This is a genomic window from Ensifer sp. LC384 (assembly GCF_001695865.1).
GTDB lineage: Bacteria > Pseudomonadota > Alphaproteobacteria > Rhizobiales > Rhizobiaceae > Ensifer.
The window spans coordinates 105,382-116,166 of the sequence record NZ_MBST01000018.1; the positions used below are offsets into that span (position 1 = coordinate 105,382).

Here is a 10,785-nt window from a genome sequence, read left to right on the forward strand (position 1 = left end):
TCCATGGATAAGATCCTCATCGAAGCTGGCGACGTTCAGGTTGAGTTTCCGACCGTCACCGAAATTCTGCAGGTCGAGTCCGACCAGGGCGTTATCGAGATCTATTCCGGCGATGACGTCGGTGTGGAGCTCGTCGCATCTGCTGTTGGTCCGAAGGGTGATAAGGGTGATACCGGCGATGTTACGCCGGAGTTGAACCAGGCCAAGCTCGACGCTCAGGCTGCCGCGGCTGATGCGAACGCGTCTCGAGGCATCGCCGTTGCTTCGGCGGGTGTAGCGACGACCAAGGCCGGCGAGGCTTCGACGTCTGCGACAAGCGCGAACGCCTCGAAGATCGCTGCTGCGACCTCTGAGACCAACGCGAACACCTCCAAGAACGCTGCTGCGGCCTCTGCCGCTGCCGCCCTGGCTTCGGAGAACAGCGCCAAGACCTCTGAAACGAACGCCAAGGCGTCCGAGACCAATGCGGCGACCTCTGAAGCAAACGCGCTTGCATACCGCAACACCGCCTCGACGCACGCGACAACTGCGACCACGAAGGCTGGCGAAGCTGCGGCCTCGCAGACGGCTGCCGCTGGATCCGAAACTGCCGCTTCCGGTAGCGCCGCTGGTGCCCTTGCTTCCAAGAATGCCGCTGCAATCTCGGCCCAGGAGGCGCTCGACCATCGCAATGCGGCCCAGTCGAGCGCGACTGCCGCAGGTGCGGCCGAGGTGGCTGCCGTTACCGCAAAGACCGCTGCTGAGACGGCCCAGACTGCAGCTCAGAACGCAAAGACCGGCGCCGACGCTGCGCGCGATGCGGCAGCTATGGCTGAGGCTGGTGCGCAGACTGCGCAGGCTATCACCGAAGCTGCGCGCGATGTGGCAATCCTTGCTCGCGACGACGCTGAGACGGCGAAGACCGGCTCTGAAACCGCACGCGATGCAGCCCAGGCTTGGGCCGCTGCTGCGGCTGCGTCTGCTGCCGAGGCTGATCAGTTCGAGCCTGGCAACTACGTCCTCAAGGCCGCAAATGGCGCGGACTTCGCTGATCCCGCCCTTGTGCGCACCAACATCGGTGCCCAGGTAGCGCTTCAGACGATTGACCGGGTCGAAGCGGAAGCCGGAGCCTCAACGACGGAACGCAACTGGACGGCCGAGCGCGTTCGTCAGGCTGTGGCCGCATATGCGCCGGCGATCGTGCATGGACACATTATCGCTGACGTTGCTGGCCTTCAGGCCGCATTGAACGAAAAGGCGTCACTCGTTTCGCCGGCCCTCACCGGCGCACCTACGACGCCGACGCCTGCTGCCGGGGATCGCTCGACCAAGATCGCCAATACCGAGTATGTTCGCACCGCTCTTGATGAGATGATCGGCGCGGCGCCTGGCACGCTGAACACGCTGCAGGAGATCGCCGACGCTCTGGGTGATGATCCCAACTTCGCCGCGACTATTACGCAGTCTCTGGCCGGCAAGGCTGATCTCGCGCATACCCATGTCGCGGCCGATATCACCGATCTCGCCGCTCTGCTCAACGCAAAGGCAAGTCTTGCTTCGCCTGCCTTGACTGGCAATCCGACGGCTACGACTCAGGCTGCAGCCGACAATTCAACTCGCCTTGCGACCACTGCGCACGTCAAGGCTGCGATAGCAGCATCCGGCCTCGCCACTGAGGGGCACACCCACGCGATCGCCGATGTCTCTGGTCTCCAGGCTGCGCTCGATGCAAAGGCCTCTCTGGCCTCTCCTGCGCTGACTGGCACGCCGACCGCGCCGACCGCTGCCCTCTACACCAGCACTGCTCAGATCGCCACGACGGCGTTCGTCCAGAACGGACTGAACACGAAAGCTGCCGCTACGCATCTTCACGCTATTGGTGACACCACTGGTCTCCAGGCTGCGCTTAACTCCAAGATGAACGCTGCGGGTGGTGTATTCACCGGCTCAGTCGCCGTTGTGAATAGCACCGGGTCCAACGGCTATCTGCAGCTCGTGGCGGGTTCTCTTGCTCGTCCTGGCTTTGTCGAATTTCGCAAGAACGATGATCTCCGCGCCGGCTACGTCGGTTGGGGAAATGGCACCAACACCATCGATATCTTCGCCGAGGCTGGTTACTCCTACACGTTCAACGTCACGCCGACGGTTGGCGCAAACGTAGTATGGCACGCCGGCAATGACGGTCCTGGCACTGGCCTGTCGGCTGACCTGCTCGACGATCTTGATAGCACCCAGTTCCTGCGCTCCGATACCGCGGCGGGCAACAACAACGTTCTCCTTGCCTCGGGGCAGGGGAATGGCGTTCGTTTCTGGAACGGTGACGCTGCCTATTCCGTCTATATGTCTTCGCAAGCCGACGCGACCTATGGTGGTCGGCTCGACGGTGCGTCCGACTACAATATGTATTTCCGGATGGGCAACGGCGCGGGTCGCGGTTTCGTTTTCAAGAACGGAACGACCAATGTCGCGCAGGTTACGGGCGCCGGCGAGATTATGTCTGTCTCGGCCAACAACTACCGTATCAAGTATGGCAACTACGGTCAGTTCTGGCGTTTTGATGGTGGCACGCTTTACCTGATGTTTACCGCATCAGGCGACCAGGCCGGAGGATACAACGCGCTCCGCCCGTTCATGGTCAACGCTGCGAGCGGCACGGTGTCGATGGGGCACGGTCTTTCCGTAACGGGAAATGTTAGCGCCTCTGGCACCGTCTACGCGGGTGCTTCTGGTCGTCTGGCGGGCGATGGCAACGTCTTTGGCACCCTTTGGGGTGGAACCGGCGACTGGCTGTCGAACTACCTCAATAACCAGTTCGCAAACAAGGTCTCGGTGGGTGGTCGTGCTTATCCGATCCGCGTCGGTGGTGTTGATTTGAACTTCAACTGGTCCGGCCAGGCCGGTCAGCCGTCGTGGCTCTGGGGCGGTAATGACGGCACCAACATGTATGTCTACAACCCGTCCAACTTCAATGTGAACTGGGCTAACGGAGCAGGAAACGCAGATACAGTTGATGGTTATCATGCCATTGATTTGAGTCAGATTTATAAAGGCACCAACGCCAGCGAAACGAACCTCCCAATCGGAACGTATGTCACATGCTATGGTGTTACAGGCATTCTCCATCAGACATATGTGATCCGTCTCGCCGGTCCCACTGCTGCACACTATGTCAACGATGGTTGGGGCAGCGGCGCGGTATTGGCGGGCACATGGCGTCATCGTGGATACGTTAGTTGGGACGGCAGTTATCAGACCGCACTATATCAGAGAGTAGCATAATATGTTTATAATCAATTCGGTAACAAAAATCACTCGTGATATTGATGGGGAAGCCCTCATCATTGAATGCAACGTCTCCAATCCTTCAGGCGATGATACGTTCGACGCTAAACATGCATACCGGGAAAGCGACCCCCACGGCTTGAGCCCGGTCATTAAGCAATGGCTTATTGATCACCCGGACTTTCCGATCGATCCATACGTTCCCCTTACTCCACCTACGCCGGAGGAAATTCGGAGCGCAATGCCGTCGTTGTCCTCTCGTCAGTTTTGGCTGGCAGCGCTCGAGATCGGCATCACCAAGGCGATCGTGCAGGACAAGATCCGGTCGCTCGGCATGGCGCCGCTGGATGAGGCGCGCATGATCACCGAGCTGATCGAGGCGACCACGTTTGAGCGCACCAATCCGTTCCTCGCCGAGTTGACCGGTCTCTTTAGTCTTCCGCCTGCCGATCTGGATATTCTCTGGACCTGGGCGAGCGCCCTCTAAGTCATCCCATTGAGAGCGGAATAATGCACTCCGCTCTCAATCAATATTTACTTACCGATGCCGTATCGCGTAAACTGATGTCATCCAGACGCATCGGAGTAACCAATGTCCCAGGCTCGCCGCTCTTCCAAGTCCTCGAATAGACAGGAGCGCCGCGGCGCCTCTGTGAAGCCCACCAAGCACGTTAATCTGCTCGCAGCCGTCGTCGAGGAGCAGGCCAATCGCCGCAAGCCTTCGCGCACCAAGAAGAAGGAAGGCCTGGCCGAGGCGAAGAATAATGGTCAGCGCCGCTACGACGCGGCCATCAAGTCCTCCGACATCGTCTTTGGGACCGGCCCGGCCGGCACAGGTAAGACCTGGTTCGCTATCCAGCGCGCTGCCGAGGCTCTCGAGGCCGGCGTCATCGACAAGATCTATGTCACCCGCCCGAACGTCGAGGTTGAGCGCTCATTCGGCTTCCTGACCGGCGACCTCATGGAGAAGTTCAGACCCTACCTGGTCCCGCTCGAGGAGGCATTCCACGACGCTTTCGGCCAAGCCAAATATGAGTATCTCGTCCAGGCTGAGATTATCGTTCCGGTGCCCCTGGCCTTTATGCGTGGCCGCACGCTGAAGAAGGCCTGGGTAATCTTCGATGAAATGCAAAACGCGACCGACACAGAGTTCAAGATGGCTCTGACGCGCATCGGCGAGGGCGCCAAGTTCATCATCAACGGCGACCTGAAGCAGATCGACCGCGGAATCAGCTCCGGTATGCCGAGGGCGATCAAGCTTCTGCGTCGGCTGCCGGAAGTCAGCGTGGTCGAGTTCGGCCGCGAAGACATCGTTCGGCACGGTCTCATTCAGAAAATTGTCGAATTGTATGAAGACCAAGACTTTTCTGACTATTCAGTGAGCAACGACGAAGAAGCTCATGATGGACTGAAGAGATTCCTTAATGCAGATGCGACCACCGATTGACGACATGCCGCGACCAGATCCGATTGAAGACGATCTGGTCGCCTTCCGCTTCATCGATAAGAAGCTCCTGGCGATCGACTCGGAGCTTTATCGTTCCAAGTGGTTCGATTACCGGATGATGACGCCGCTTCAGGCGACCCGTCACTACATCGAGGCCTTCGGCGAGGTCTACCGGCAGTATTTCGCCACCGAGTTTTCCAAGAAGGCCTCGGCCTTTATCAAGGTGCCGTCGATCGATGAAATCTTCTCGGGCCTCGCGGTGCTCAACGAGAAGCATATGGTCCAGTTCTCCGGTATGTGGCGTGGCCGGCAGGTCGCAGATGCGATTGGCATGCCCTACAAGGAATACATTCACACGGTCATGGGCTTGCGTCTGCGCTTTTGGGGGCAGAACCACCTGCCGCAGGCTCAACACCTCTACAAGGCCGAGGACGTCGAGAAGACGGTCGAAAAGTGGGAGGAGATGCAGGCAGCGCGCCTCTATCTGTCGGACAATCCCGCATACATGATCGAGAACTACGACGACATCGCCCATCAGAACGACTACCACGAATGGCTGTTCAAGCAGGCTTCTCTGCGTGGCAATCCCTGGTATGCGCTGGCGCAGTTCATCAATCAGAACCGCTTGCCCCTTGATAAGGTCGAGGCCCGCTTCGATCCTGAACTGGTCGAGCGCGTTCATCGACATATCCATTAGCAACCCGCTGATAAAGCGCTATTTTCTGTTAAGCAAGTGAAGCTCGACAGAGATCAATAGCGCTATTTTTCGCTCTATAGCGATCAGTAAATATTGATTGACTTCGAAAGGTAGACGAATGTCCCAGGTAGCAGCAGCGACAACCGAGGAACACGATGAAGACGTCGCCGGTCAGGAAGCAGCGAAGTGGGAGTTCGATGACGGCTTCCAGGCAAAGACCCTCGCGCTGTTCATGCGCGATACGCAGTTCGCCAATCGCACCAAGGATCTGATCGACCCGGCATATTTCGCCAACGACGCGCACGGTCAGCTCATCAGCATCATCAAGGGTCATCTGCAGGTGCATAAGGCTGTGCCTGATTTGCGCATCCTCACTCAGCTCATCAAGGATGAGAAAGCAAAGAAGCGCATCCGCGACGACCAGCTCGGCGAGATCAAGACCGCAATCAAGGACGCGGTGCGCACGGATCTCTCCAACGCCTCCTACGTCATGAACAAGGTCGCTGACTTCGCCAAGTATCAGGCGATGGAGCAGGCGATCCTGAAGAGCGTTGAGCTTCTTCAGCGCGGCGACTTCGCGGGTATCGAGAAGCTTCAGAAAGCGGCGCTCTCGGTCGGCTTGCAGGACGATGAAGGAGACTATCACTACTTCAAGGAGATCGAGCAGCGCACCCAGGTTCGCGAGGACTGGAAGGCCGGCAAGATCCTCAAGCGCGGTATCTCGACCGGCTATGCCGAGATCGACGCCAACCTCTATCACGCTGGCTGGGGTCGGCGCGAACTGTCGCTGATGATGGGCGCTGCGAAGGCCGGCAAGTCCCTCTCGCTTGGCGAGTTCACCAAGAACGCATCGCTCCTGGGCTTCAACACCGCCTATCTGTCGTGCGAAGTGGCAAAGGGCATCATTGCCGATCGTCTCGACGCCAACCTCTCAGATACGGCTATGCGGCTCCTGAAGGACGATCCGCAGACCGTCAAGGCGAAGATCCAAGCGGCCGAGAAGAACGCCGGCCATCTGATCATTCGCGACTTCGCATCTGGCACGCTTCAGCCGAGCCGCGTCGATACCATCCTCGAGAAGTGGCGCTCTGAGGGCATCGTTCTCGATATGCTGGCGATCGACTACGCGGACATCATGGCCGCGAACTATCGTTCGGACAACATGATCGACAACCTGCGCTCGATCTACATCGACATTCGCGCGATCGCCTACAAGCACGACCTGGCACTTCTGTCGGCCACCCAGACGAACCGCTCCGGTGCAGCCGCCCACACGGCCAAGATGACCGACGTCGCTGAAGACTTCAACAAGATCCGAACTGCCGACGTCGTGATTGGCATCAATGCGACTGAGGCTGAGAAGCAGTCTGGCGAGGCCCGTCTGCACTGGGTCGCATCGCGTAACTCGGAAGACGGCATGACGCTGTTGATCCGCCAGGACAGAGAAAAGCTGAAGTTCCTGACGAAGGTTATGGGGCGCGTATGAGCGACAACATTTTCCAGGAGATCACAGAGAACCTCGATCTCGAGTTCTTCTTCGACCGCGAGAGCCTGCCCTACAAAATGGGGCGCGGCTCGTCCGGTATGCAGATCAACGCGAAATACTGCCCGGACTGCGGCGATGGCCGATCGCGCGTCTACCTCAATGCAGATACGGGGCAGGGGAACTGCTTCGTCTGCAACCAGACTTTCAATAAGGCCAAGTTCGTCAAGCTGCATTACGGCTATGAGAGTTGGAAGCAGGTCGTCGATACGTGCAAGGAGATCATGCGTGAGCAGGGCTGGCGCCCGAAGCGCATGGCGACGGTCGCAGTCGATCACGGCGAAGTCCGGCTGCCCTATTCGGATCCAATGCCCACGCCAGACGGCGAGAACCTCGTCTATCTCGAGCAGCGCGGTATCACCGGTGAATACGCCCAGTATTTCGGCCTGCGCTACTGCCAGTTCGGCTCCTGGCCGTTCCGCGATGAGCAGAATGTGCTGCAGCAGCAGTGGTTCTCCAATCGCGTCATCATCCCGGTCTATGACCTCGACGGCACGCTCAAGACGTTCCAGGGGCGCGATCTGACGACCGGCGAGGCCGCAAAGCTTGTCGAGTGCAAATACCTCTTTCCGAAGGGTCTACCAGGAACCGGCAAGTTCCTCCTTAACGGTCACAACGTCCAGCTCACAGACGAAGTCTGCATGGGTGAGGGCTTCTTCGACGTCGCTGCGATCAAGATCGCCTTTGACGAAGACGTGGACCTCCGGCGTGTCGTCGCTGTCGGTTCGTTCGGCAAGCATCTCTCCTATGGCTCGTCCACCGGCGATGACCAGCTCGGCCGCTTTCTGCAATTGAAGCGCCAGGGCATCAAGATGGTTACGATCATGTGGGACGGTGAGCCGAAGGCGCTCATTGCGGCGCTCGATGCTGCCAAGCTCCTCACATCGATCGGGCTCAAGGTGCGCATCGCACTGCTGCCATACGAGAAAGATCCGAACGAAGTCATCGCTGAGGTCGTGCGCAAGGCCTACTACGCGGCGACGCTCTGGACGCCGGCAATCGACGTCAAATGGCGCCTGCGCAACCCTTACGCTGCTGACGAAGCGAAAAAGAAAGCTTCAAAGGGTTCTTGACGGCTAAATCAATTTTTACTTACAACCCAGACGCAGACACGCTATCAAGATAGCACGACAACGAAGCGAGAGACGCAATGAGTTACCCACTCGATATCGCTGTGCAGAAATTTGCATTCTCTGACGGCAACCGATCCAACAAGTTCTACGACGTTTACCTGATGGTGAACACGCACGGTATGGCGATCATCGTTCGCCATTGGGGCAAGAAGGGCACATCTGGCGATCTGAAGGTTGAGCAGTTCGCGATCCAGAAGAAAGCCGAATCCGAGTTTGAAAAGCTGTGCGACTCCAGGCGCAGGAAGGCTTACGAGCTGATCAGCTCGAACATCAAGCAGGCCAACACCGACGCCGAAGTTCGCATGGCCGTTGGACCGGCTCTGTGGCCGCGTATACCGGGCCCGGATATCAAACATGTCCTGCCGCACCTCGACACGACCGGTCGCCCGCAGGAGACCAATCCCGCGCGTTACAACGAGAACGGCAAGTGGATTGGTGAAGCGCCGGCGCGCGTCTACTCCAAGACGGAGATCGCCAAAGCGCGCCAGGCGGAACGTGAAGCTGAGCAGGTCGAGGCAGTCAAAACCTACGCTGCCAACCCGCGTTTCGGCCTGTTCTGATGGAGACCGTCGACTACGCGCTCGACCTCCTGCGCCGCGTAGAGAGAATGCGCCTTGCTGACTGGGAGAAGGCCAAAGATGGCCTTGTTGAAGAGGTCATGCAGCGCCCGGATATGCCAGCTCTCTTTGAGGCGTTCACCATGAAGACAACCGCCGAGTGCCGCATACGCGTGGTCATCCGGCGAGCCTATCGCAAACGTTTCGGTGTGCACGCGGATATCGCCCACGCCGAAACAACCACGCACCAAAATTACGGGAGATTCTGATGGCTAAATATCTCACGCTGTCATCCGAGAACCAGGCGCAGACAGTCTGCCCGATCTTCAATGCGAAGACCAAGGTCGCAAGCTGCATGTTGCTGCGCGAGCGGGTCTGGGCCGGCACGAAGATCGAGAAGCGTCAGGGCTGCCAGGTTGCCATGCGTTGCGGCATGTGCCCGGCAACAGCGATTGTCGATCGCATCGGCAAGGTCAATGGTCAGCTTGCCTCTGATGACTACGGCTCGCTCGAGCCCAAGGTTGTGCGGATCCATGCGCCTATCCTCGAGCGCATCAAGAGCGTCATTCCGCTGAAAAGCGTCCTCGATCAATATCAGCTCACGCCCGAGGAGCGACAGATGCTGCAGACGACCCGCGGTCGCATCGAGGAGCAGCTCAAGACGGCGCCAGGTCGCGATGGCAAGTCCACCGCGTATATTGCGCCGCAGAAGATCGACTATGCTCTCTACGGCTCGACGCCGGTCAGCAAGCGCAAGCTCGACATCGATCGCGAAGAGGCTGACTTCGAAGTGGCCGTGCCGCGCACGGTCGTTCGCACTCAGCCGAAGAGCGCCAAAGACAATACCATCAACCGAGCAGCGATGACCGGCGACATGTCGGTTGCAATCAACGCCGCAGCATAAGGAGACTACCTTGAACGCCACCGAAGCTCTTTCGCTTATTCGCGAAATCGCTAATTCGCCCGGACGCCTGGAAAAACAGGCGGGGCTCGAGAAGCTGCTTGCCGACGACCTCGGCAAGTTCATCGTGAGCTGGGCTTACGATCCCTTCATCACCTACGGCATCAAGCTGAAGAAGATGCCGACGATCAAGCCCCAGAATACATACATTTGGTTCGACCACCCGAAGGTCGGTGAGCTTCTGAATAAGCTGGCGACCCGCGAGCTTACCGGCAATGCCGCAAAGGAGGCGATCGACGTCGTGTTTAACGACCTCGAGGAAGTTGGTCGCGAACTTCTTTTCATGATCCTCAACCAGGATCTCAAGGCCGGCATCTCCAATTCGACGATCGAGACCGTGTTGCCGGGCTTCCTGCCGACGTTCGGCGTGATGCGCGCTCATCCTTACGAGGCTTCACGCGTGACGCAGTTCCCGGTCCCGATCGAGCCGAAGCTCGACGGCTATCGCTGCACCTTCATCGCGAAGGAAGGGAAGGGTGCCTTCTTCACGCGCTCCGGCAAGGCCATCCCGGCGTTTCAGGAGCTCGCCGAGCCGCTCCTTGAGGCCGCACGTCACATTCGACAGGGCGCTCGCGACGGCGACGTTGACGATCACTACCGTCACCTGGCGCTGATCCTGTTCGATGGCAACAATGACGAGCCGACCTTCACGCTCGACGGTGAGGCCATGAACGGTCTCTTCGCGAACATGGGCGCGCTCAAGCGCAAGAATGGTCAGCTCTTCGAAGCCGAGCTCCACGCGTTCGACCTGGTGCCGCTCTCCGGCTTCCTCGGCGCTACGCCCTACAAGGTGCCCTACGAGACGCGGCGTCATCTGCTGACGACCTTCGTCTCCGAGCTGCGCGCCGTTACCAATGCGCCCGTCTTCGAAACGCCGATCTTCGAAGCTAACAGTCACGAAGAGATCGATGCGATCTACGAGCGGCTGATCAACACCACGATCGCCAGCTATCTCGCTCGCGGCGATGCGCAGCGGGAGGAGGAGCTCAAGAAGGTCACGATCGATAAGGCGACCGGCAAGCTCAAGTGCCTCGAAGGTGCGATGGTCAAGACCTGGGATGGCTCTTAGGGGTCGGTTCCGGCTGGGGGCGGAATGACACTCTAAGCGCTTGCGGCCTTGGGCCAGAGATATTCGCCTGTCAATAATATGTGCGCCCAACCCAGCGGAGAGATGTGCGCCAGAAGT

General features: G+C 58.8%; 10 protein-coding genes. All 10 read left to right on the forward strand.

What is annotated here, in order from left to right:
- Nucleotides 1-3 precede the first annotated feature (3 nt).
- The 10 genes from BC363_RS15780 to BC363_RS15825 all read left to right on the forward strand — a co-directional run bounded on the left by BC363_RS15780 (nucleotide 4) and on the right by BC363_RS15825 (nucleotide 10,668).
- Entirely contained in the window at nucleotides 4-3,258 is a 3,255-nt protein-coding gene (locus tag BC363_RS15780; protein WP_065783958.1) for a hypothetical protein, read from the forward strand.
- Nucleotide 3,259: 1 nt separating this feature from the next.
- Nucleotides 3,260-3,748, forward strand: a complete 489-nt coding sequence (locus BC363_RS34450) for a hypothetical protein (protein ID WP_141690335.1) — start codon at nucleotides 3,260-3,262, stop codon at nucleotides 3,746-3,748.
- A gap of 105 nt (nucleotides 3,749-3,853) precedes the next feature.
- Nucleotides 3,854-4,708, forward strand: coding sequence for a PhoH family protein (locus tag BC363_RS15790; RefSeq protein WP_065783954.1), 855 nt, complete (start codon nucleotides 3,854-3,856; stop codon nucleotides 4,706-4,708).
- On the forward strand, nucleotides 4,686-5,405 hold the full coding sequence (locus tag BC363_RS15795; RefSeq protein WP_065783952.1) for a hypothetical protein: 720 nt from the start codon (nucleotides 4,686-4,688) through the stop codon (nucleotides 5,403-5,405). The genes BC363_RS15790 and BC363_RS15795 overlap by 23 nt, the downstream gene beginning before the upstream one ends.
- Before the next feature lie 118 nt (nucleotides 5,406-5,523).
- On the forward strand, nucleotides 5,524-6,891 hold the full coding sequence (locus BC363_RS15800) for a DnaB-like helicase C-terminal domain-containing protein (protein ID WP_065783950.1): 1,368 nt from the start codon (nucleotides 5,524-5,526) through the stop codon (nucleotides 6,889-6,891).
- A complete protein-coding gene (locus tag BC363_RS15805) occupies nucleotides 6,888-8,021 on the forward strand; it encodes a hypothetical protein (protein ID WP_065783949.1) in 1,134 nt (377 codons plus the stop codon). Before BC363_RS15800 ends, BC363_RS15805 begins: the two co-directional genes overlap by 4 nt.
- A 77-nt stretch (nucleotides 8,022-8,098) precedes the next feature.
- Nucleotides 8,099-8,641 carry a WGR domain-containing protein gene (locus BC363_RS15810; RefSeq protein ID WP_065783947.1) on the forward strand — a complete coding sequence of 181 codons (543 nt, stop codon included), beginning with the start codon at nucleotides 8,099-8,101 and terminating at the stop codon, nucleotides 8,639-8,641.
- Nucleotides 8,641-8,907, forward strand: a complete 267-nt coding sequence (locus BC363_RS15815; RefSeq protein ID WP_065783945.1) for a hypothetical protein — start codon at nucleotides 8,641-8,643, stop codon at nucleotides 8,905-8,907. Before BC363_RS15810 ends, BC363_RS15815 begins: the two co-directional genes overlap by 1 nt.
- Nucleotides 8,907-9,542, forward strand: a complete 636-nt coding sequence (locus BC363_RS15820) for a hypothetical protein (protein WP_065783943.1) — start codon at nucleotides 8,907-8,909, stop codon at nucleotides 9,540-9,542. Before BC363_RS15815 ends, BC363_RS15820 begins: the two co-directional genes overlap by 1 nt.
- Nucleotides 9,543-9,552: 10 nt before the next feature.
- Nucleotides 9,553-10,668, forward strand: coding sequence for a hypothetical protein (locus BC363_RS15825; protein WP_065783941.1), 1,116 nt, complete (start codon nucleotides 9,553-9,555; stop codon nucleotides 10,666-10,668).
- The last annotated feature ends 117 nt before the right edge of the window (nucleotides 10,669-10,785 follow it).